Origin of the sequence: Streptomyces sp. NBC_00104, from assembly GCF_045160825.1 — a bacterium.
Lineage (GTDB): Bacteria > Actinomycetota > Actinomycetes > Streptomycetales > Streptomycetaceae > Streptomyces.
Genome location: NZ_CP108215.1, coordinates 39,688 through 62,545, shown reverse-complemented (window position 1 = coordinate 62,545; position 22,858 = coordinate 39,688). Strand labels below are relative to the sequence as shown.

At 72.9% G+C, this 22,858-nt stretch carries 13 protein-coding genes; 3 read left to right on the top strand and 10 right to left on the bottom strand.

Annotated elements, in window-relative coordinates; translation table 11 throughout:
- Positions 1-54 precede the first annotated feature (54 nt).
- The 4 genes from OG272_RS00200 to OG272_RS00185 are packed head-to-tail and all read right to left on the bottom strand — an operon-like array spanning position 55 to position 4,417.
- Entirely contained in the window at positions 55-1,059 is a 1,005-nt protein-coding gene (locus OG272_RS00200) for a 3-oxoacyl-[acyl-carrier-protein] synthase III C-terminal domain-containing protein (RefSeq protein WP_326585338.1), read from the bottom strand.
- A gap of 9 nt (positions 1,060-1,068) precedes the next feature.
- Positions 1,069-3,225 carry a 2-oxo acid dehydrogenase subunit E2 gene (locus tag OG272_RS00195; protein WP_328222106.1) on the bottom strand — a complete coding sequence of 719 codons (2,157 nt, stop codon included), beginning with the start codon at positions 3,223-3,225 and terminating at the stop codon, positions 1,069-1,071.
- The gene (locus OG272_RS00190; RefSeq protein ID WP_405892074.1) at positions 3,222-3,476 is read right to left on the bottom strand and encodes an acyl carrier protein; all 255 of its coding nucleotides are present in this window, start codon (positions 3,474-3,476) and stop codon (positions 3,222-3,224) included. The genes OG272_RS00195 and OG272_RS00190 overlap by 4 nt, the downstream gene beginning before the upstream one ends.
- Complete coding sequence (locus OG272_RS00185) at positions 3,473-4,417, bottom strand: thiamine pyrophosphate-dependent dehydrogenase E1 component subunit alpha (protein ID WP_327726206.1); 945 nt, start codon at positions 4,415-4,417, stop codon at positions 3,473-3,475. The genes OG272_RS00190 and OG272_RS00185 overlap by 4 nt, the downstream gene beginning before the upstream one ends.
- A 420-nt stretch (positions 4,418-4,837) precedes the next feature.
- On the opposite strand from OG272_RS00185, the gene OG272_RS00180 reads away from it, so the two are divergent.
- Positions 4,838-6,316 carry an FAD-dependent monooxygenase gene (locus tag OG272_RS00180; RefSeq protein WP_327726205.1) on the top strand — a complete coding sequence of 493 codons (1,479 nt, stop codon included), beginning with the start codon at positions 4,838-4,840 and terminating at the stop codon, positions 6,314-6,316.
- Between the two features lie 109 nt (positions 6,317-6,425).
- Positions 6,426-7,700, top strand: a complete 1,275-nt coding sequence (locus tag OG272_RS00175; protein ID WP_327726204.1) for a metallophosphoesterase — start codon at positions 6,426-6,428, stop codon at positions 7,698-7,700.
- 622 nt (positions 7,701-8,322) lie between these two features.
- On the opposite strand, the gene OG272_RS00170 is transcribed toward OG272_RS00175, so the two are convergent.
- From OG272_RS00170 to OG272_RS00145, 6 genes are all read right to left on the bottom strand, one after another.
- A complete protein-coding gene (locus tag OG272_RS00170; protein ID WP_405892072.1) occupies positions 8,323-10,800 on the bottom strand; it encodes an amino acid adenylation domain-containing protein in 2,478 nt (825 codons plus the stop codon).
- Between the two features lie 26 nt (positions 10,801-10,826).
- The gene (gntD, locus tag OG272_RS00165; protein WP_326585345.1) at positions 10,827-11,831 is read right to left on the bottom strand and encodes a guanitoxin biosynthesis L-enduracididine beta-hydroxylase GntD; all 1,005 of its coding nucleotides are present in this window, start codon (positions 11,829-11,831) and stop codon (positions 10,827-10,829) included.
- A 67-nt stretch (positions 11,832-11,898) separates the two neighbouring features.
- Positions 11,899-16,350: an amino acid adenylation domain-containing protein gene (locus OG272_RS00160; RefSeq protein ID WP_405892070.1), complete on the bottom strand. Its 4,452-nt coding sequence runs from the start codon at positions 16,348-16,350 to the stop codon at positions 11,899-11,901.
- 31 nt (positions 16,351-16,381) lie between these two features.
- Positions 16,382-16,582, bottom strand: a complete 201-nt coding sequence (locus tag OG272_RS00155) for an MbtH family NRPS accessory protein (RefSeq protein WP_326585347.1) — start codon at positions 16,580-16,582, stop codon at positions 16,382-16,384.
- A gap of 54 nt (positions 16,583-16,636) precedes the next feature.
- The gene (locus OG272_RS00150) at positions 16,637-19,741 is read right to left on the bottom strand and encodes a condensation domain-containing protein (protein WP_327726201.1); all 3,105 of its coding nucleotides are present in this window, start codon (positions 19,739-19,741) and stop codon (positions 16,637-16,639) included.
- A complete protein-coding gene (locus OG272_RS00145; RefSeq protein WP_326585349.1) occupies positions 19,738-20,463 on the bottom strand; it encodes an alpha/beta fold hydrolase in 726 nt (241 codons plus the stop codon). Before OG272_RS00145 ends, OG272_RS00150 begins: the two co-directional genes overlap by 4 nt.
- Before the next feature lie 385 nt (positions 20,464-20,848).
- Here OG272_RS00145 and OG272_RS00140 point away from each other — a divergent pair, with 385 nt between their 5' ends.
- The gene (locus tag OG272_RS00140) at positions 20,849-22,819 is read left to right on the top strand and encodes an AMP-binding protein (RefSeq protein WP_405892068.1); all 1,971 of its coding nucleotides are present in this window, start codon (positions 20,849-20,851) and stop codon (positions 22,817-22,819) included.
- Positions 22,820-22,858: the final 39 nt, after the last annotated feature.

Genomic DNA, 22,858 nt, shown 5'->3' with positions numbered 1-22,858 from the left:
GGCACGAGAGACGAAGAGAGGAAAAGGGGTCCCCGGCAGAAGCCGGGGCAGGGGTCAGCGCTGGAGGATCGCGCACGCCCAGTGCATCCCGCGGCCGTTGGCGGCGAGCGCCACGAGGTCCCCGGCCGCCAGCTCGCCCGCCTCGTCGAGACGGGCCAGGCAGAACAGGTGATCGGCGGCGCCCAAGTGTCCGTGGCGGGCCGCCAGGCGGGCGTTCGTCCGCTCCACCGGCACCCCGATCAGCTCGGCCTGGGCGCCGAGCACCCGGGTGTTGTCGTTGAGCAGCACCAGCCGTGCCAGGTCCTCCTCCGTGCACCCGGCGTGGCGGCAGGCGCGGTGCACCGCGCGCGCGGTGCGCTCGTCGATCTCCTCGGCGAAGGCGGCCATCCGGTCGGCGTCGTGGCCGAAGTGCTCGACGATGTCCCAGGCGTCGCGCACCGCGGGCATCTCGGTCCCGGGCACGAACGGGTGCCGCCCGCCGCCGACGTCCATCCGGAAGAAGTCCGCGTACCGCCCGTCGCTCTCCGCGTAGGAGGCCCGCCAGCGCAGACCCGGCGCGCCCCGCACCGCGAGCGCCGCGGCGGCGCCGTCGGAGAACAGCAGCGAGTGGGTGTCCAGACGGTTCCAGTACGCCTCGACGGTGCGGTTGGCGCCGATCACCAGGGCCGTGCCGTAGTCGGGGTGGGTGGCGAACCGGCCCGCCAGGGTGTCCAGGGCGGTGACGCCGCCGACACAGCCCTGGTCCACGAGCACGGCCTCGGCACGGACCAGGCCCAGCGCCTGCTGGACCCGGGCCGCGGCGTCCCAGTACAGGTGGTCGGCCAGGTCGGTGAGGGCCACCACGACCAGATCCACATCGCGCGGGTCGACGCCCCGCAGGGCCCGCGCGCCCGCCTCCACGGCCAGGTCGGTGACGCTCACCTCGGGCAGCGCACGGTGGAGGTACTCGTAGCCGTATCCCAGGACGCGTTCGATGTCCTCGGTGTACTCGGCCACGATGTCCTTCACGGCGATCTCTTCGCCCAGGGCGACGCCGAAGGCACTCAACCCGTAATCCATTGGCGCACCTCACGGTAGGTCGACGAGTCGCTCGAGCTGTTCGGGGTCGCTGAGGGAGTCCGAGACGGCCCGCAGGAACGCGACCGCCTCCCGGCCGTTGACCACCCGGTGGTCGTAGGCGAGACCGAGGGTGACCACCGTGGCCGGCACGGGCGCCCCGTCCGCCAGGACGAGCCGGGTGAGCGGGCCGCCCACCGAGACCATGCACAACTGCGGCCACATCACGATCGGCTGGACGACGACGACTCCGGGCTCGACGTTCAGCGACACCGTGATGGCCCCGTCGGCGAGCTCTCCCGCGGTGAGCTCGCCCCGGAACGCCTTGAGCCGGAAGTCCATCAGGTCGTCGGCGAGTTCGGTCAGCGGCCGGTCGGCGCAGTCCCGCAGCACCGGGGCGTACAGGCCGTTGCCGACGTCCACGGTCACCGCCACGTCCGCGCCGTCGGCCAGCTCCACGGTCCGCTCGTCCAGGAGCGTGCCGAACAGGTGCGGGAAGACGGGCTGCGCCGCGGCCACCGCCCTGATGACCGCCTCCGGCAGGCCGACGTCCGCGCCGGACTTCTCCGACAGCGTCCGAAGGCGCGCCAGCAGGGCGTCCACCTGGACCTCGACCGCCGAGAACGCAGCGGGCACCTCGCGGTGCGCACGGGAGACCACGGCGGCGGTGCCCTGCTGGACACGGTCCAGGACATGGATACGCCGGCCCGGCCCGGCCGCGCGGGCGGCGGGTACGGCTTCCTCGGCCGCCACGGGAGGTACGGCTTCCTCGGCCGCCGCGGCGGGGGAGGGGCCGGGGGGCGGGGCGAAGGCCGGGCCGGGGGGTGCGGTGAACAGCTCGGCGAGGAACTCGCCCACCCCGATCTCGACGCCGGCCGGGGCGTGCACCCTGAGGTACCCGGACGCCGGTGCCTCGATCTCCTCCACGGCCTTGGAGGTCTCGACCTCGACCAGCGGCGCGCCCTGCTCCACGTACTGTCCGTCCTCGGCCTGCCAGTCGAGCACCAGGTAGGCGGTGTCGTTGTTGTTCAGCTTGGGCACCGCGACCGGCACTCCGGCCGCCCGCGTGTCCGGCTCGGCCGCCTGCGTGTCCGGGGCGGCTGTCCGCGTGTCGGGGGCGGTCTGTCGCGCCGCCGGTCCGGCCGGCCGCGTGTCCGGCGCGAGGGCCTGCGTCACCGCGTCCACGATCTGCCGGACCCCGAGCAGCACCTGGGCCTCCAGGTGCGGCGCGGTGGGAACCACGGAGTCGGCCGACGACAGCAGCAGCACCGGGGCGTGCAGCTCGCGCCAGGCGAGCTGATGAATCCGGGCCGCCACGTCGGCCCCCCAGGTGCCGCCCTCGGTGCTCTCCTCGGCCACCGCCACGAGCCGGGCACCCGTGATCAGCGGCAGCACCGGCTCCAGGTCCAGCGGATACAGCCGGGCGGGCACGAGCAGCCGCACGCCCCGTCCCCGCTCGCGCAGCTGCCGGGCGGCGTCCAGGGCACGGTGGGCGACCCCGCCGGGGCAGAGCAGCACCACGTCGGCGCGGCTGTCGTCCGTGGCGCTCACGTGCGCCCAGCCGGTCGGACCGTCCAGCAGGGAGAACCGGTGGGCCTCGTCCACGACACCGTGGCGGAACAGGCGCCGGGTGTAGAGGACCTTGTCCTCGAACAGCATCGCGGGCCCGTCATCCAGCCCCTGCGACAGCAGCGCGTAGGGATCGTGGAACGGCGTCGTCTCGTACAGCGCCAGATTCGGGATGCCGAGGAAGTGCTTCTGCACGCTCTGACTGTGGGTCGGGCCGTAGCCCCGGTTGCCGCCCACCGGACAGCGCACGACCACCCGCATCGGCACCCGGTCGCCGTACATGGTCACCGACTTGGAGATCATGTTGAGGATCTGGTCGAAGGCGAGCGCGGCGAAGTCGCCGAACATCATCTCCACCACGGCCTGATCGCCCGCGAGCGCGAGGCCGGCCGCGACCCCGGAGATGCCCGCCTCGCTCAGGGGGGTGGTCAGCACCCGGTCCGGGTGGCGGGTCGAAAGACCCCGGGTCACCTTGAAGGCGCCGCCGTAGGGATCGTGTACGTCCTCGCCGAGCAGATGGAGGGCCGGCCGCTCGTCGAAGAGCCGGTGCAGGGCGCTGTTGAGGGCCTCCACGACCCGGGGCGCGGGCTGCGTCGTCACCCTGTGCTCCCCTTCTCCTTCTCCTTCTCCCTCTCCTTCTCCGCGAGGATCGCCCGCAGCCTGCCGACCGACCGGCAGGCGCGTGCCTCACGGGCGGTGAGCCGTATCCCGTACCTCTTCTCCACGTGGGCGACGATCTGGACGTGCCGCAGGCTGCTCCAGGCCGCCGTGGTGGCCGGACCGGTGTCCTCGGTCACCTCCTCGGCGGGCACCTGCAGGACGTCGGCCACCAGCCGGGTCAGTTCGCTCATGAGCTCACCATCCTCGTGTCGCTCGGGCCGGCCGCCGTCCACTGGGCCGGCGGCCGCGCCTCCACCTCCTCGGCCACCCTCTCCATCTCCGTTCGTATGCGCGCGTCGAGTTCGAGGAACGGCCGGCCCAGACGGGCGGCCAGCTCCTGATGCCAGTCGGCCGCCCACAGGGCGTCGACCTCGTCGCGGGGGCGGGTGTCGTCGCCCTTGCTGTGCGGGCCGAGGCGGCGCGTGGTGAACTGCACCACCGCCGGGCGGTGTTCCTCGCGCACCCGCCGCACCAGCGGCGCCATCCGCTCCCGGATCTCCGGTATGCCGTGGCCGGTGATCTCCAGGAAGTCGATGCCGAACGCGGCGGCGCGGTCCGCGAGGGAACCGGCCATCTCCAGGTGCGTCGGCGTGGACTGGGCGATGCCGTTGTGCTCCACGACGACGAGCACCGGCACCTGCCACAGCGCGGCCATGTTGAGTGCTTCGTACACCGCGCCCTCGCCCCAGGTGCCGTCACCGGTGAACGCCACGGCGATACGGCCGGACCCGGTGCGCTTGCAGTGCAGGCCGAGCCCCACCGCCAGCGGCAGGCTCTGCCCCTGGACACCGGTGGAGTGGAACCCCTCGCGCCGGATGTGCTGGCTGCCGCCGACACCCGAACACACCGCCCCGGCCCGGCCCATGATCTCCGCGAGCAGGCCGGCGGGGTCGCGGAACAGGGCCAGGTAGTGGCCGTGGCCCCGGTGGTTGCTGAGCACGAAGTCACCCGCCAGGAGCGGCGCCAGGGCGACCGGGACGTACTCCTGCCCCAGGCAGGTGTGCGTGGTCCCGTTCAGCCGCCCCTCGGAGAACATCCTCAGCAGCACGGTTTCGAAGTGGCGGATGCCCAGGAGGGCTTCGAGGTCTCGGGCATCCGGTGCGCGGAACGGTTCCCGCCCTTCAGCGGTCATACCTGACGCCTCCCAGCGGGCTGGACAACGGAATTCTTCGCGGGCGGGACCGACCCTCCGGAGGCCCCCTGGACGGGAGGCCCCAGCGGGCTCGGGACAAGGCGCGGCCTCGTCGGGGCGTGACGCTAACGAGCCCTGTTCTCAAACCGGTATCACCGCCAGGCCGCCCGCTCTTAGGGGCCTCTCACCCCGTTCTCACCTGCTTGCGGCCGCCGCGCGCCGCACCCTTAACTGGTCGTGCGTCCCGGAGAAAGCGGCCCGCGTACCGCCCTTTCGCCTGCCTCGCGCGCCGTCGTTTCCCAGCGCGTCTCCCGCCCCATGGCCGTACCAAGCCCGCACCCCCGCACCCCCGCGCCTTCGCGCGCCGCGGCCCGCCGGCCCCGCGCTCCAGGCGGGACACCCGACCGAAGGAGTCAGCAGATGCCGCACTCGCCGCAGGTGCTCATCGTCGGCGCCGGCCCCACCGGACTCGCGCTCGCGGCGGAACTTGCCGGGACCGGCGTCTCCTGCCTCGTCGTCGACCGGCACACCGAGCGCGGCACGCTCTCCCGTGCCTGCACCGTCGAGCCCCGCACCCTGGAACTCCTCGACATGCGGGGGCGGGCCGACGACGTCCTGGCCGCGGGACTGGAGTGCCCCAACCCGCCGCTCGGCAACGAGGACGGCCACCTGGACTACGGCCTCCTCGACACCAACTTCCCCTTCAGCCTGTCGATTCCGCAGTCCAGGACCGAGGATGCGCTGCAGAAGGCGGCAGAGAAGGCGGGCGCGGAACTGCTCTTCGGCACGTCCGTGACCGGCCTGGAACAGGACGACTCGGGCGTCGAGGTACGCATGGAAGGACCGGCCGGTCCCCTCACCGTGCGGGCGCGGTACGTCGTCGGGTGCGACGGCGTGTACAGCACCGTGCGCGAGGCGATCGGGGTGGAGTACGACGGCTGGAACTACGAGCAGTCCCTGATGATGGCCGACGCCCGGCTGAGCAGCCCGCCCGGGCCGGCCGAATACGCCCGGATCACCCGGCGCGGCATGGCGGCCTTCTTCCCCTTCAAGGACGGCACGTACCGGATCATCGTGCTCGACCGCCAGAAGTTCACCGTCCCCGCCGACGAGCCGCTGACCCTGGAGGACCTGAGCGAGAGCTGCGCGGCCATCCTCGGCCTGGACGCCGGCATCCACGACCCGCTGTGGCTGTCGCGGTTCCGCAGCTCCCAGCGGCACGCCAAGCACTACCGGGCCGGCCGGGTCCTGCTCGCCGGGGACGCCGCGCACACCCACATCCCCTCCGGCGGCCAGGGGCTGCAGACCGGCATCCAGGACGCGTTCAACCTCGGCTGGAAACTCCGGCTGGTGATCGAGGGCGCGGCGCCCGACGCCCTCCTGGACAGCTACGAGGCCGAGCGCTACCCGATCGCCGCCGACACCCTGCGCAAGACCGACCTGTCCTTCCGCTTCGAGACCTCCGACGGCCTGCCGGCCCGCATCCTGCGCAAGGTCACCATGTGGTCGATGCGGATCAGGGCGGTGCACCGGCTCAACGTCGAGCACCTGTCCGGACACGCCCTGCGGTACCCGCCCGACCGGGGCGGCCGCTGGGTGGGCCGCCGCGTGCCCGACCGCCCGCTCGCCGCGCCGCAGGCAGCGGGCCGGCTCTACGAGCTGTTCCGTGACGGCCACTTCGTCCTGCTCGGCCCGGACGACCGCGTACCACCGGCCGCGACCGCGTGGTCGGCGCGCCTGCGCACCGGTGTGCTCGCCGAACCGATCGGCGACCGCTGGCCGCGTCACGTCCTGATCCGGCCGGACGGATACGTCGCCTGGGCCGGCCGGACCCCGGACGCGGGCCTGGAAGGCGCGCTGCACCGCTGGTGCGGCGCCCCGCGACCGGCCGCCGGCTGACCCGCGCCGACCGACGGCCGGGCCACGCCTGCGCCCGGCCTTCCGCGGCCCACGACGGGCCCTACTGCCGTGCGGTCCGTCCGGGCGCGCGGCTGGGAGAACATCTGCGATGTCCGCGCTCTTCGTAGCCCTGATGCTTCCTCTCCTCGCCGCCGTCCACTACTACGTGTGGCGGCGCACGGTCCGTGACACCACGGTCCGCGGCTCCCGGCCGCGCCGCATCGGCACCGCGGTGATCATGCTGCTCGGGCTGTGCCTGGTCCTCGCGCCGCCGGGCGAGTGGACGCTGCCGAGGCCGCTGGCCGTCGCCGTGGTCTGGGCGGGCTTCCTGTGGGCGGCCGTGCTCCTCTACCTCACCCTCGCGCTCCTCGTCGGCGAGGCCGTACGCCCCCTCCTGCTGCGGGCGGCGCGGCACCGGCCGGCCGCCGCAGCCGAACCGGCCCAGGTCCCCGCCCCTGCCCCCGCTGCCGTGCCCGGAACGGGGACGGGGACGGCAGCGGAGGAGGGCACGGCGGCCGCGGGCACGGCGCACACGGCACAGGCAGCCGTCCCCGATCCGTCCCGGCGGCTGTTCGTCGCCCGGGGCATCGCCCTGGCCGCGGGGGCCGCGGCGGCCGCGACGGTCGGCCACGGCGCCCGCACCGCGCTCGGCCCGCCCCGGCTCAAGCACCTCACCGTGCCGCTCACCCGGCTCGACCCGCGGGCCCACGGCTTCCGGATCGCCCTGGTCAGCGACATCCACCTCAACACCATCGCCGGACGCGCTCGCACCGAGCAGATCGTGGACCTCATCAACGGGACCGAACCCGACCTGGTCGCCGTCGTCGGCGACCTCGTGGAGGACGGCTCCGTACGGGACATGGGGCGGGCCGCCGAACCGCTCGCCCGGCTCCGGGCGGCCCACGGCAGCTTCTTCGTCACCGGCAACCACGAGTACCACGCCGGCGCGGAGCAGTGGCTCGACCTGGTACGGGATCTGGGCCTGCGCCCGCTGGAGAACGAGCACGTCGCGCTGGAGGGGTTCGACCTCGCCGGAGTCAACGACGTCACCGGCGAGGAGCACGGCCAGGGCCCCGACTACGACGCCGCCCTCGCCGGGCGTGACCCGGACCGGGCCGTGGTCCTTCTCGCCCACCAGCCCGTGCAGGTCCACGAGGCGGCCGAGCGTGATGTGGACCTGCAGTTGTCCGGCCACACCCACGGCGGGCAGTTCTGGCCCTTCACCTACCTCCCGGCCCTGTCCCAGCCCACCGTCGCCGGCCTCGACCGGTACGGCGACACCCAGCTCTACGTCACCCGGGGCACCGGTTTCTGGGGGCCGCCGGTGCGGGTGGGCGCGGACCCGGACATCACGGTCGTCGAACTGGCGTCGCCGCGCGCGTGATCCACGCCGGTCCGGCGCGGCGAGGACGACGAAGACCCGGCCCGGCCCCTCCGTGCCGCGCGCCTTCGGGCCCCTGCGGCAGGGGCACGCCCGCGGCGGGGCGCGGCGGGGCGGGGGCGGGAGTGGAAGGCGGCTGCCTGGAGTACCGGCGCCGGTGAGGGTGCCGCCCGGGCCGAGGAGCACATCGAGGGCGTCCACCCTGCGCCGGATGCCGGATGCCGGATGCCGGATGCCGGATGCCGGATGCCGGATGCCGGATGCCGGATGCCGGATGCGGGGTGCGGGGTGCCGGAGGGGCGCGGGCCCGGGGCGGCCTCGTCGAGCACGGCCGTCAAGCGCACGCCGACCGGCCTGCGGCCGTAACCGGCGCGGCTCTCGCGGGGGAGATCCCGGCCCGGGACTCCCTCCCCGACCACCTGCACCCGACCACCTGCACCCGACCACCCGCACCCGACGACCCGTGCGGCGCGGCCCGTCCCGGCCCCGCGACGTCCCGTACGAACCCGGTCACGTCCGTCCGCCCTCTCGCCACGTCTCAGGGCAGGGGCACGGAGGTCCCACCACCCCGAACGGATCGATCACATGGCCGTGCGGCGCCCGTGCGCAGCGCACGGTGGCCTCATCACCGGCCGGCGATCGCCATGGACCGCAGGGCGAGCGCGTCGACCTTTCCCCCCGCCGTCCTCGGCAGCGCGGGCAGCACCTCGATGTGATCGGGGCGCATCGCGTCGGGCAGCGTCTCGGCGATCTTCCGGCGCAGTTCCGCGTCCGCGACCTCGGTGTCCAGCGCCACGAAGGCGACGAGCCGTTCGCCCGCCTTCTCCTGACGCAGCAGCACCGTGCAGTCGGCGACCGCCGGATGCCGGCGCAGCGCCGCCTCGACCTCGCCGAGTTCGATGCGGAACCCGCGGACCTTCACCTGGTGGTCGACCCGGCCGAGGATGTGCAGCCGCCCGCCGGGCGACCACAGGCCGCGGTCACCGGTGCGGTAGAGGCGCCGGCCGGCCTCGAACGGGTCGGGCAGGAACCGCTCGGCGGTGAGCGCCGGCCGACGGTGGTAGCCGTGGGCCACGGCGGGACCGCCGAGGTAGATCTCGCCCGGCACGCCCGGCGGTACCGGCCGCAGCCGCGCGTCGAGCACGTAGGCACGGTAGTTGGGCACCGGGCGGCCGATCGGGATGCCCGCGCCGGCCGGCTCCGCGGGCCCGCAGCGGTGCGTGGTCGCCCATACGGCGCACTCGGTGGGCCCGTAGTCGTTGAACAGCGGCGCGTCGGGGCAGTGCCGCAGATGCTCGGCGACGGTCTCGGGTGTCAGCTGCTCCCCGCCCACGGCCACCATGGCGAACCGGCTCAGCACCGTCGCGTCCGCGACCTGGAGCACGATCCGGTAGTGCGAGGGCACGGCGTGGACATGGGTGATGTCCGCGCGCTCCAGCAGCCGCAGCAGCGCGATCGGGTCGTGCGCCTCCTTCTCGGTGGGCAGCACCACGGTGCCGCCACCGGTCAGTGCCCAGTACATGCCGCCCGCCGCACCGTCGAAGCACAGCGGCGGCAGCACCAGATCACGGCCCGGCGCGGGCCCGGCGGCGGCCCGTGCCGCGGTGGACGCGACGATCGCCCCGTGGTGCACGGCGATGCCTTTGGGCACCCCCGTGGAACCGGAGGTGTAGATGACGTACGCCGTGTCGTCGGGGCTGACCCGCACTCCGGGGCAGTGGCCGGGCAGGCCCTCCATGTCGGCGGGCAGCAGCACCGGCACCGGCACGTCGGCCTCGGGCGGCCGCGGGGCGAGCAGCGCGTCGGCGCCCGCGTCGCGCAGGATGTGCCGGATGCGCTCCGCCGGATAGGTCGGCTCGATGGGCACGTAGGCCGCGCCCGACTTCAGTACGCCGAGCATCGCGACCACCGACTGCGCGGCGCGCTCGGTGAGCAGAGCCACCAGGCGGCCCGGTCCGATGCCCTCGGCGCGCAGCCGGTGGGCCACCCGGTTGGCGGCGAAGTCCAGTTCACGGTAGGTGAGTTCGGTGTCGCCGCACACCACGGCGACCGCGTCCGGGGTGCGGCGGGCGCACTGTTCGACCAGGGTGTGCAGGCACACCTCTTCCACCGGGCGCGCCGGGCCGCGTGACCACGCCTGGAGCGCGGCCCGCTCCGCGCCGGTCGGCGCGTCGATGTCATGGACCGGGGTGTCGCCGAGCAGCGCCTGAAGGACGCCCGGCAGCCGCGCGGCGAACGCGGCGACCGCGTCCGGCTCGAAGAGCCCGGTGTCGTAGTCGACGCGCAGCCCGTCCCCGTCGGGGTCGAGCAGGACCAGCAGGCCGTGCCGGGCCACGGCGTCGGGGAGCCGTACCCCCGCCACCGTACGGTCGCCGACGCGCTGCGCCCCCAGCCGCCCGCCCGGGGCCACGGCGAGCGTCGCCCGGGTCTGCGCGGGCACGGGGGTGCCCGCGTCGACCGCCCGCTCGGCCCGCCGCAGCAGTGCGGTCCCCTTGAGCGTCTCGTCCACCCGCAGGGACACCGCCGCCGGGTCGGCGCCCGCGAGGAGGAGTCGGCTTTCCTCCGGGCCGCCGTACCGGGCGAGGAGTAGGTTCACGGCGGCCGCCAGGGCCGCCTCGGCGGGCATCCCGGCCGCCCGCAGCCGGTCGGCGACCGGCCCGGCCGGGATGTGCACCGTCGCCGCGACCCCCGACGGCGAACCGCCGGACCGCAGGGCGGCCGGCAGCTCTGCCGCCAGGGGTGCCGCGACGTCCCCGGCCCCCGCCCGCGGAAAGGGGGAGCCCGGGGTGAACAGCCACCGCATGACCGCGGCCGGCGGCAGCGGGGCGGCGGTGACGACGACCAGGAGGAACCGCTTCTCGGTGAGCCGGCCCAGGAGCACGCGGGCGTGCCCGGTGTCCGCGCGGGCGGCGGCCACCTCTTCCCGGACCAGCTCGCCCCACGCCGACTCGTCCGCCACGCCCGTCAGGTCGTGCACGGTGAGCGTGACCTGCGGCCGCTGCGCGGCGAGCCGGGTGCGCAGCGCCGGCACGTCCGCCGGGCCGCCGACGAGCCAGGCGTCGGCGAGCGGACTGTCCGCCACCGGCCTCGTGTTGTCGGACACGGTTCCTCCTGCTCTCGTCACGGGCGTCAGATCAGGACGCGTTCCCGCGCCGTGCGCCGGTGCGTGCGGGACTTGCGCAGATCCCGGGTGACGACCACCTTCTTCAGCCAGCGGTCGGTGCCGTCGAACCGGGCCTTGAACGCGCTGCGCCCGTGCACCGCCTTGAAGTTGTCGACCACCAGCAGATCCCCGGCACTGAGCGGCACGTCGACCAGGTTGCGCTGCAGCTCCCGGCACAGGGCGTCCAGCGCCTCGGTGGCCTCCCCATCACCCGGCAGGGCCGACATGAACTCCGGGTCGATGCGCAGGTACGGCTGCTCGGGATGGCCGAACAGCACGGCGCACGGCTCCGGATCGTCCTCCATCAGATGGATGGAGTGCGCCGTACCCTGGTGCTCGGTCAGCTGCTGCGCGTTCTTGAGCTGCAGCGTGTCCGGGCGGATGAGGAACCGGGGCTCGGACAGCACGGCACGCTGACCGTCCGTCAGTTCCACATCGTCCACACTGGCCACCACCGTGGGCACGGCATCGTGATTGCGCAGCCCCAGGAGCATCAGGTAGTCGCAGCGGTACGGGTGGAAGCCGTCCTCGGTGTGCCAGGCGAGCTCCACCGTGCCGTGCCCGCTCTGGGACTCCTCCTGCCCCGGCATGGGCAGCACGTCGTGCACGAGCCGGCCGCCCTGCAACGTCGACCATCCGAAGACGTCACCGAGGTGTGCCGAGGCCAGCAGCAGGAACACCGCGTGCGCCTCGGCCTCGGTGTCCCGCGGTACGTCGTGCCAGTGCTGCGGGGTCGGACCGATCCGGTCGTCGCCCACCGGCACGCCCCGCACCACCAGGGCCGACGCCGTTTCACCGGCCCGGAACTCCTGTAACTCCTTGACCAGGGACGACGGCAGCCGGTGGCCCTGGGACGGCAGGTCGTCGAACAGTTCCGGTGCGCTGCTCGACCCGTACCGGGCGAGCACCGATGCGGTGAGCGTGCGCAGCGCGCTCCGGTCGGCGTCGTCGAGGTTCACGTAGCGGATCACGCGCACCCCCCCGGCCCCGGCACACGCAAGCATTCTCGTATGTTCATCACATCCCCTTTCGCCGCGATCAACTGGCGGCGTCCTGCGGCACGATGTCCTCGGGTGCCGGCAGATAGCCGGCGTCGACCAGGAAGCGGAAGCAGGAGTGCGCCCACTCCTCGCTGACCGGAGGGCAGCTGATGCCCGAGCCCTCGAGCGCCTCGGTGAGCATCCGGCACTCGTCCATCGGGTTGATCTGCTTCTGCAGTTCCGGGTCGAGCGCGGCGTGGCGCATCGTGGCCACGCGCAGCAGCGGCGTCATCGGGAACAGGATGTGGTCCTCGTCGACGTTCAGGGCCTGCTGGCGGGCGTCCTCCTCGTCGATCACGTTCAGGTCGTAACCGAACGAGCGCAGCCACTGGTAGCACTGCGTCATCGTGGTCGGCGCCGGGTTGGTGATGTTGAAGTTCTTGCCGAAGTTCTCCTCCCGCAGGGACGTGTAGACGATGGCCTCGGCCGTGAAGTCCACCGGCACCGCGTTGATGACGTCGTTGTAGAGCGGCAGCACCCCCAGGTCCAAAAAGCCCCGCAGGTAGACGTACAGGTAGTCGGTGTGGTGCGAGGCACCGGTCTCGGTGTGGCCGGTGATCATCCACGGGCGCTGCATGGTGACCGGGATGCCGCGGTCCCGCGCGATGTACATGATCTTCTCCGCCAGCCACTTGCTGCGCGGGTAGCCCGTGGGGATCTTGATGGGCCGCGGGTCCAGGTCCTCCTCGGTGAACGGGCGCTCCGTGGCCGTGCCCATGAACACGTCGACACTGGAGACGAAGTGCACCGACTTCAGCGTCTCGGTGGTGGCCAGCCGCAGCACCTCCTTGGTGCCCTCGACGTTCGCCGGCCGCGCCGCCTCGTACGGATAGGTGAAGTTGACGACGGCACCGCTGTGGTAGATCACGTCGATCTCGGACGCGCAGGCCGCGAAGTCCTCGTCGTCCAGGCCCAGACGGGGCTTGGCCAGGTCACCGATGACCATCCGCATACGGGAGCGGTAGGACTCGTCCCAGGCGTGGTAGGTGCGCAGCGTCTGCTCCATGCGCTCCCACGCGGCCTCCTCGTTCTCCGCGCGGATCAGGCAGTGCACCATCGCCTCGGTGCGCTTGATCGCCTCCACCACGATGAACGCGCCCAGGTAGCCGGTGGCACCGGTGACCAGGACATGGCGCGGGTTGAACAGCTCGGCGCGCGGCAGATTCCCGGGCGTGATCTCCTCGGGAAGCGTGATCTCCGCGTGCAGCTCCTCCAGCTGCTGGGCGTACAGGACCTCGCTGTCGACGTTGTCGCGCTGGCGCCGGTCCTCCTCGATGGCCTGCGCGACACCGGCCACGGTCGGCACCCGGAAGATCTGCTCCACCGGCAGCGTCACCCCGTGCGTCCGCGACAGCTGCGCGGTCAGCCGCGCCACCAGCAGCGAGTTGCCGCCCAGCTCGAAGAAGTCCGCGGTGGCACTGACCGTGGCAAGCCCCAGCAGCGAGCAGAACGTCTCGGCGATCTCCGCCTCCAGCTCGGTGCCCGGCTCGACGAAGTCCTCCAGACCCAGGTCCGGGGCGGGCAGCGCCGCGGTGTCCGTCTTGCCGTTACGGGTGAGCGGCATCTTCTCCAGCGTCACGAACGCGCTGGGCACCATGTAGTCGGGCACCTGCTCCAGCACATGCTTGACCAGCGCTTCCTTCGTCACCACCCGGCCGATGACCGGAACGACGTAGGCCACCAGACGGGGCACACCCGGCTGGTCCTCGCGCACCATCACCGTCGCGGCGGCCACCAGCGGATGGCGCCGCAGCACGTTCTCGATCTCGGTCAGCTCGATACGGAAGCCACGGATCTTGACCTGCGTGTCGGCGCGGCCCAGGAACTCGATGGTGCCGTCCTGCCGGAAACAGGCCAGGTCACCGGTCCGGTACAGACGCGCCCCGGGCTCCTCGGAGAACGGGTCCGGCAGGAAGCTCCCGGCCGTCATCGCCGGCCGGTTGACATAGCCGCGCACCACACCCGCACCACCGATGTACAGCTCACCGGGCACCCCGGGCGGCACCGGGTTGAGCGCCTTGTCGAGCAGATGGATACGGGCGTTGGGGATAGGACGGCCGATCGGCACCCGGCTGCCGCGCGCGTCCTGGGCCGACACCGCGTGCACCGACGCCCACACGGTCGCCTCGGTGGGACCGTACTCGTTGAACAGCGCGACCCCCGGCGAGCGACGGAAATGCGTCTCCACCAGGCCGGGCGGCAGCACCTCACCGGCCAGGACGGTGGTGCGCACCGACGCGAACGCCTCGTCGTCCGTCTCCAGCAGCACGGCGTACTGCGAGGGCACACCGTCGACGTGCGTGACCTGCTTGGCACGGATCAGCTCGCTCAGCAGCCGCGGGTCGAGCACCTCCGTCTCGTTGGGCAGGACCAGCGTGCCGCCGCGCCGCAGCGTCCAGTACAGGCCACCGCCGGAGGCGTCGAAGGTGAACGGGGCGAGCACCAGATAGCGCTCCGGCAGCCCCGGCTGCTCGCACGCCGACCGGGCGAGCGTGGAGTGCACGATGTGCCGGTGTTCCACCGCCACACCCTTGGGACGGCCGGTGGAACCCGAGGTGTAGATGATGTAGGCCAGGCCGTCCGGGGCGACCTCCACCGCGGCCCGCTCGACCGGCTGCTCGGGGTCGGCGACCGGCAGCGGCACACCCCGCACGCCGGGCAGCTTGCCCGACAGGGCCTTAAGCGCGCTCTCGGCGCCGACGACGCACTCGATGCCCGCGTCCTCGGTGATGGCCGCGATCCGGTCCGCCGGATAGGACGGGTCGATCGGCACATACGCGCCGCCCGCCTTGAGCACACCGAGCAGGGCCACCATCGTGTGCACCGAACGGTCGGCGAGCACACCGATGCGGCTCTCCGGACCCGCTCCGTGCTCCGCGAGCCGCGCGGCCAGCGCCTCGGCGCGCAGGTTCAGGGAGGCGTACGTAAGCTCCGCCGTGCTGGAGGTGAGCGCCACCGCGTCGGGGCGGGCCGCCGCGCTCTGCTCGACGAGCTCGTGCAGCAGAGACGGACCCCCGTACGCGGCACCGGTGGCGTTCCATGCGGCCAGCCGCTCCTGCTCGTCATGGCTGAGCAGCGGGAAGTCCGCCAGGGCACGCTCGGGAGCGGCGGCCGCCGACTCCAGCAGCAGCAGCATCCTGCCCAGCAGCCGCTCGACGGTGTCCCGGTCGAACAGGGCGGTGTTGAACTGCGCGCGCAGCACCAGCTCCCCGTCGCGCACCACCGCGTACAGGTCGATGTCGTGCGCCGTCCAGGTGACCGGCAGGTCGACCGGGCGGGCGGTGGCGCCCGGCAGCTCGCGGACCGCCCACTGCTCCTCGAAACCGAACAGCACCTGGAACAGCGGCGTGTGGCTCAGGTCGCGGGCCGGCTTGGCCGCGTCCACGATCTGCTCGAACGGCAGCCGCGCATGCCCCAGCGCCTGCGACAGCACCGACTGCGAGCGCCGCAGCAGACTCGACAGGGACTCGCCCGCCTCGAGTTCGAACCGCAGCGGCAGCGTGTTCTCCAGTGGACCCACCAGATCGGTGGCGCCCTCCTGCCAGGTGGGCGGCACCGGCACACCGACCGCGAAGTCGCTCTGCTGGGCATGGCGCGAGAGCACCGCCGCGAACCCGCTCAGCAGCACCCCGGACAGCGTGCCGCCGCCCGCCGCCGCGACCCCCTCGAGAGCCGCGTGCAGCCCGCGCGGCACGGAGACGCTCACCACGTCGGCGTCGATGGTCTTCACCGGCGGACGCGGCCGGTCCGTGGGCAGCTCCAGGGTGTTCAGACCCGACGTCCGCCCGCGCCAGAACGCAACGTCCCGCTCCGCGTCGTCACCGCCGAGCCACGCCTGCTGGGCGGAGCCGAGGGCCTGGATGTCCGCGACACCGGCGCCGGCCGCACCGCCGCCGCCGAGCTGCCCGGCGTACCCGGACAGGATCTCGTCGGTGAGCCGCCCGACCGAGGGACGGTCGGCCACCAGCTGATGGACGGTCAGGAGCAGGATGTGGTCCTCCTCCCCGAGCCGCAGCAGACTCGCCCGCACCAGCGGGCCCTGCGCCAGGTCGAACCGGCGGCGGGTCTCGGCCGCCGCGATCCGCTCCAGCTCCTCCTCCAGACGGCCGGGATCGACCTCGACCACCGGAAGCCGCAGCGACGCCACCGGCTTGACGGTGGCGAGCGCGTTGCCGTCCACCGTGCGGAACGTGGTGCGCAGCACCTCATGGCGCTGCACGACCGCCGCCAGCGCCTGCTGGAGCACGGCCGGGTTGATCCGGCCGGACAGCCGCACCGCGGTGCTGGTCTGCCACGGCCGCTTCTCGTCCAGCTGGATCAGCAGCCACAGACGGCGCTGCTCCAGGGTGAGGTTGCTGGTGAACGCCGATGCCGAGCCGTCGAGAAGACCGGCCAGGGCCGCGCGCTTCTCGTCAGCGGACAGTGAACTGATCTCATGCGCCGTGCTCATGTGCGGACTCCCGTCCTCGCTGTGGTGGTGGTCAGGCAGCGCGCTTGCGAACCGAGCGGGGACGCATATCGGTCCAGACCTTCTCGATGTGCTTGAGGCACTCCTGCTTGCTCCCGGTCCGGCCGGTGGCGGACCAGCCCGCCGGCACCGCCCGGTCGGCGAACCAGACGGAGTACTGGTCCTGTTCGTTGATGACGACCTGGAAGACCGTGTCGGCGTCGTCGATACCCATGCGTGGCTCCTGGTGATGTGAGGTGGTCGGTTGTGCGAATGTGGCTCGCGCGGATCACTTCAGCTGCCGCAGCAGCTGGTCGATCTCGTCGTCGGACATCCCCGCGAGCTGGCTGAGCACCGCCTCGTCGACGGTGGGCCGCCGCTCGCGGGCCCGCTCGAGTTCCTCGACGGCCGCGGCGAGACCGGTCGGGGTCGGCTGACGGAAGAACTCCCGGACGGGCACCTGGAGACCGAACTCCTCCCGTACCCGGCTGAGCAGCTTGGCGGCGAGCAGGGAATGACCCCCGAGGCCGAAGAAATCGGAGTGCACACCGACCTGCGGCAGCTTCAGAACCTCCCGGAACAGCTCCAGCAGCTGCCGCTCCACGTCGTTGCGCGGCGCGGCGTCCTCCAGCCCCTGCGCCGGCTGCTCCGGCGGCGCGGGCAGCGCCCCGCGGTCCACCGCCCCGTCGGCACCCAGCGGCAGTCCGTCGACCACCACGAACACCTCGGGAACCTCGCAGGCGGGCAGCGCGGCCCGGGCCCGGGCCCGCACCTGGGCGGCGAACGCCTCCCGCTCCGCCCGCCCGGCCGGCGTGCCCTCCGCGACGAGCCAGGCGACGAGAGCGCCACGCCGATCGGCCGTCACGGCCGCGCCGCGCACGCCCGGGAGGGCACACAGCCGCTGCTCGACCGCCGCCGCCGTGATCACCTGATCCCCGGCGAACAGCCGTCCCTCCGCGGGCCCCAGGACCTCCAGGGCACCGCCCCGGGATCGACGGCAGAGCAGCCCGGCCGAAACCGGAGGATGCGCGGCGTCGGCCAGATGCAGCTCGCCCACCACTCCCTCGGGCACCGGAACGCCTCGCACGTCGAGCACGCTGCGGACGGTGCCCGCAAGGGCAGGCCCCAGGTGACGGCCCCGCGAGCCGTCGAGCGGCGCCAGAGCCAGCGGCGTGGCCAGCGGCCGGGGAGCGGGACGGCCCAGGAACACCTGACAGCCGGTGCGCGCCAGCATGTCCACCAGCTCCGGGTCGAGGACCCCGCCGACGCAGACGAGCCGGGACCCCGCAGGCGGCGTCCACCCCGCGGTCAGCGCCCGCTGCCACGCCGGGGGAGCGGCGAGCACCAGCGCCCCGGGCGGCCCGCCCGGCGCCGGCGCCGGCCCCGACAGCATCAGGCTGCGGCCGTGCACCAACGGCATCAGCAGGTCCAGCGGGGACGGCGGCACGTCATCGCCGAGCAGCAGCACGTCGTCCTCGGCGCTCACCGACAGCCGCTCGGCCACCGCGGCCACCGCGGCGGCCAGCGCCCCGTGCGTCCACGCCGGCCCACCGCCCGCCCCCCGCCACGCGGGTGCGCCGGGGCCCGGCACGGCACCGGCCCCCACCGGATCGAAACGCGGCCCGGTGGTGATCAGCCACCCACCCGGCTCGCCCTCGTCCCGCCGCACGAAGGCGCCGTCGCGGTCGTGGCGATCGCCGTACGCCACCACACCCCCCACCTCCCACACCGCGAGGACGACGGCGAGCAGACCCGCCGACGCCTGCGGGGGAGTGGTGACCACGGTCCCCGGACCGGCGATGCCCTCCGCGCGCAGCGCCCGGGCCAGCGCGGCGGCCCAGTCACGCAGTTCACCCAGACTCACCACGGCGTCCGCGGCGGACACCGTCACCTCCTCCGCGCCGCGCCCCGCAAGCAGGTCAAGAACCGTGCGCCCGGCACCGGGAACGGGAACGGCGTCGGGAACGGGAACGGCGTCGGGGACGCGCCGGGCGACGCCTTCGCCCCCGCCCCCGCCCCCCGACGGCAGCGCCCCCACCGGCGTCTCCGGCTCCCGCACCGCCTGGGTGAGGATCTGCCGGTGCAGCTCCCCGATACGGGCCGCGGTCTCCTCGTCGTACAGCCCCTGGCTGTAGTCGAGCTGCAGGCGCAGCCCGTCGCCGTCCGGCAGCACCGTCAGCCACAGATCGAACTTCGCCGCCGTGCCGGTCAGTTCCACCGGGCTCATCGTCAGACCGGGCAACTCCACCGCCGTACCCGGTGTGTTGGGCATCGAGAACATCACGTCGAACAGCGGATTGCGGTCCACAGCACGGGCCTGCCCGACCTCCCGCACCAGCCGGTCGAACGGCATCCGGTCGTGCGAGAACGCGCCCACACACACATCACGGACCACGGACGCGGCCGCACCGAACCCCTCCCGCATCGGCAGCCGGGCACGCAGCACCAGCGTGTTGGCGAAGAACCCCACCAGATGCTCGGCGTCGGGATGGTGCCGCCCGGCCACCGGCGTACCCACGGCCACGTCGTCCTGCCCCGTCACCCGCGCCAGCGCCACCATGAACCCGGTGAGCAGCACCATGAACAGCGTCCCGCCCGACTGCCGGGCCAGACCCTCCAAAGAGGCCACCACCTCGGGAGCCAGCCGCTGCTCCACCCGGCCGCCCGCACCGCCGGCCCCTTCACCACGGGGCCGGTCCACCGGCAGCCGCAGGGGCTCCGTGCCCGCCAGGGCCTCGCGCCAGTACCCCAGCAGCCGCTCCATCCGCTCCCCGGCGACCTCCCGCTCCAGCCAGCCGACGTAATCCGCGTACTGCACGGGAAGCTCGGCCCAACCGGCACCGCCGCCCTCGCTCAACCCCCGGTAGGCGGCCGCGAGATCGGCATAGAACACATCCATCGACCAGCTGTCACACACCAGATGATGAACCGTCACGATCAGGGTGTGCCGCCGCGGCCCCTCCTTCACCAGGACCAGACGCACCAACGGCGGCGCGTCCAGGGCGAACGGCTGCTCCGCCTGCTCCCGCGCCAGACGCTGCACCCGCGCCCCGGCCTCCCGCGACGGCAGGCCCGAGCAGTCGACCACCGGCACCGACACCAGAGCCTCGGGCAGCACCAGCTGATGCGGCACCCCGTCGACCAGACCCACGCCGGTGCGCAGACTCTCGTGCCGGGCCACCACCTCGTTGACCGCCTGCTGCAGCAGCACCACATCCAGGTCACCGGCCAGACCGACCGCACTGACCACGTTGTAGGCGGCGTTGCTCTCCGGCGCGAGCTGGCACACGAACCACAGACTCCGCTGAGCCGGCGCCGCCGGCAGCACGAAGTAGTCGCTGTAGTCGCGGATCTCCCCACTGCTGACACCGCCGACATACGAGGAACTGCTCATCGGCTCCACGCCTCCCTTCCCAGCAGTGCGCCGACGGCTGTCTCGATGTACGCCACGACACTCCTCTCGTGGTCCTGCACGAAGAAATGACCGCCGGTGAACTCGCGTACGTCACAGTCCACCGACGTATGCCGGCTCCAGCCGCCGTCACCGCCCCGCACCAGCGGGTCCCGCGATCCGCGCAACACCCGCACGGGGACGGGCAGCGGCGGCCCCGGCGTATGCCGGTAGGTCTCCGCGAGCGTCAGATCGGCCCGGATGGTGGGCAGCATCAGCTCGATCAGATCGGCGTACTGCGGCAGAACCGGAACATCCAGCCCCTCCCAGGCCCGCAGCCGGCCGAGCAGCTCCTCGTCCGGCAGATGCCGGATCTCCTCGGCGTCGCCGTAACCCGGCGCATCCCGGCCGGAGACGAACAGCGCCACCGGCAACGGCAGTTCACGGACCTGCAGCCCACGGACCAGCTCATACGCCGCCAAGGCACCCATGCTGTGCCCGTACAACGCGTAACGCCGCCCCGTCAGCGGCCGCAACACCGGCACCACCGCATCGACGAGCGCGCCCACCTCGGTGAACGCCGGCTCCCGGATCCGGGCCTCCCGCCCCGGCAACTGCACGGCGGTGACCCGCAGCGCCGACGTATGACGGTGCCAGTTCCCGAACACCGACGCACTGCCCCCGGCATGCGGCAGACAGACCAATTCGCAGAGCGGCTCCGTCACTTCACCGAAGGATCTGAACCACCTCGAACTCAGCCGGACCGGGCCCACGCGTACCTCCACAGGAGATGACGAACGTAAATCGCGAAAAGCACTGCTCCCACACCACCGGATCAGGCCCAGGAATCAGATCTCCCGACCGAGTCACAACGCGGCCATCAATGCCTACCAGTTCCAAGGGAGGGCACGTCAATGACCCATCGCCCGCCTGATAGGCGAGCGATAAGAAACTGAGAGCCGAGTGAGAAACGAAGTGAGACCCGAACGAGAGACACGGCCCCTTTGATGGTGCGGCGGCACGTCCGGCGCCTTCCGTGCTGCCGTCCCACGGTCCCCGCTCCACCGAGACACACAGGGCCCCAGCGGCCAAGGGAAATGGAGTCCGCCGATGTCGACCCCCGCTCGCTCCACACTCGTGCACACCCTGGCCGGACACGCCGCCACCCGCGGCGACCGGACGGCCTACGAGTACCTGCACGACGACGGCCGAGTGGACACCCTCACCTACCGACAACTCCTCGACCGGGCGGCCAGGGCGGCGACACGACTACGGGCGGACACCACCCGCCCCGGCGGGCCCGCCCTGCTGCTCTACCCGCCCGGCCTGGACTTCGTCATCGCCGTATGGGCCTGCTTCCTGGCCGGCGTACCCGCGGTGCCCTGCTACCCGCCGCTGTTCGGCCCGACCGAGCGCATCGCCGCCCGCTTCGCCCGCATCCTCGACGACTCCCGCGCCACCACCCTGCTCGCCGACCCCGCCGTCCTCGGCCTGCTGACCGCCGGCCTCCCCGCCGGACGACTGCCCCGCGTGGTGACCCTCGACAGCACCGGCGAACCGGAGAAGGACCAACCCCCGCAGCGGGACATCGACCACCTCCTCGACACCGCACCCGCCCCCCACGACGTGGCCCTCATCCAGTACACCTCCGGCAGCACCGGGCAACCCAAAGGCGTCGTCCTGGAACACCGCAATCTCCTCGCCAATATCAAGGCGATTTCAGACGTGTTCCGCCTCGACGAAACAGCACGGGTGATCTCCTGGCTGCCGCCGTATCACGACATGGGACTCATCGGATTCATCCTCACCCCGGTCCACGGCGCATTCCCGGTACGCCTCATGTCCCCCATGCATTTCCTCAAAAAGCCCCTCGACTGGCTGCGACAGATCAGCGAACTCGGCATCACCCACACCGGCGGACCCAATTTCGCCTACGACCTGTGCCTGCGCCGCGCCGAAACCGCCGACCTCTCCGGCCTCGACCTGAGCACCTGGCGCCTGGCCTTCAACGGCGCCGAACCGATCCGGCCCGCCACCCTCACCGACTTCACCCGGCGCTTCACCCCGCACGGCTTCCACGCCACCTCGTTCCTGCCCTGCTACGGCCTGGCCGAGGCCACCCTCATCGTCACCGGCCGCCACTGGACGGGCCCCGAAGAGACCGGCGAGGACGGCCGCGTCGACTGCGGACCGGTCATCGACGGCCACCACCTCGCCGTGGTGAACCCCGACACCACGCTCCCCGTACCGGACGGCACCGAAGGGGAACTCTGGATCAGCGGCCCCAGCATCAGCACCGGCTACTGGAACACCACCGGCATCCCCGACAGCGACCTCTTCGGCACCCTCGACGGCACCCGCTACCTGCGCACCGGCGACCTGGGCCGACTCCACGACGGCCACCTCACCGTCACCGGCCGGCGCAAGGACGTCCTCATCCAGAACGGTGTCAACCACCACGCCCACGACCTGTGCGCCGCCGCCGTCGAGGACAACCCCGCCGTCCGCCCCGCCGCAGCGGCGTTCAGCGGCCCGGACGAGGAGATCATCATCGCCGTGGAAGTGGCCGGCAAGGACCACGACCCCGCACAGCTCGCCGCCGACATCCGCGAACGCGTACTCGCCGCCACCGGAGCCCGCGTACACACCGTCGTCCTCTGCCCGCCCCGCACCATCCCCCGCACCACCAGCGGAAAAATCCAGCACTCCCTGGCCCGCACCCGCCACCTCACCGGCGACCTGGGCGGCCACGCCGTCACCGCCCACACGACCCTCGCCGCCGAGGAGGACGCCGGCCTGATCACCGCCTTCCTCTCCTCCGTCTTCGCCGCCGTGTGCCAGGTCCCCGCCTGCGGCCCCGACGACACCCTCACCTCCATCGGCGGCGACTCCCGGCGCGCCGCCGAGATCGCCGCCGTGGTCGAGGACGCACTCACCCTCCCCGTCCCCGTCGAAGAGGTCCTGCGCGCCCAGTCGCCCCGCGAACTGACCGCCACCCTCTCCCAGCAGTGGGCCGAGGACGGCATACGCACCCAGCACGCCCTGGAACGCGTCAAGGCGCTGCTCCCGCACGGCGCCTGACCCCCCCCACCACCGGTACCGCACCAGCCTGCGGCGGAC

What these genes read in the sequence shown, in the direction of transcription:
- OG272_RS00175 (WP_327726204.1), top strand. Translation starts at nt 6,426, where the DNA reads ATGTCCGCGCTCTTCGTAGCCCTGATGCTTCCTCTCCTCGCCGCCGTC.
- OG272_RS00155 (WP_326585347.1), bottom strand. Translation starts at nt 16,582, where the DNA reads ATGGGTATCGACGACGCCGACACGGTCTTCCAGGTCGTCATCAACGAA.
- OG272_RS00180 (WP_327726205.1), top strand. Translation starts at nt 4,838, where the DNA reads ATGCCGCACTCGCCGCAGGTGCTCATCGTCGGCGCCGGCCCCACCGGA.
- OG272_RS00200 (WP_326585338.1), bottom strand. Translation starts at nt 1,059, where the DNA reads ATGGATTACGGGTTGAGTGCCTTCGGCGTCGCCCTGGGCGAAGAGATC.
- OG272_RS00150 (WP_327726201.1), bottom strand. Translation starts at nt 19,741, where the DNA reads ATGAGCAGTTCCTCGTATGTCGGCGGTGTCAGCAGTGGGGAGATCCGC.
- OG272_RS00160 (WP_405892070.1), bottom strand. Translation starts at nt 16,350, where the DNA reads ATGAGCACGGCGCATGAGATCAGTTCACTGTCCGCTGACGAGAAGCGC.
- OG272_RS00185 (WP_327726206.1), bottom strand. Translation starts at nt 4,417, where the DNA reads ATGACCGCTGAAGGGCGGGAACCGTTCCGCGCACCGGATGCCCGAGAC.
- OG272_RS00140 (WP_405892068.1), top strand. Translation starts at nt 20,849, where the DNA reads ATGTCGACCCCCGCTCGCTCCACACTCGTGCACACCCTGGCCGGACAC.
- OG272_RS00190 (WP_405892074.1), bottom strand. Translation starts at nt 3,476, where the DNA reads ATGAGCGAACTGACCCGGCTGGTGGCCGACGTCCTGCAGGTGCCCGCC.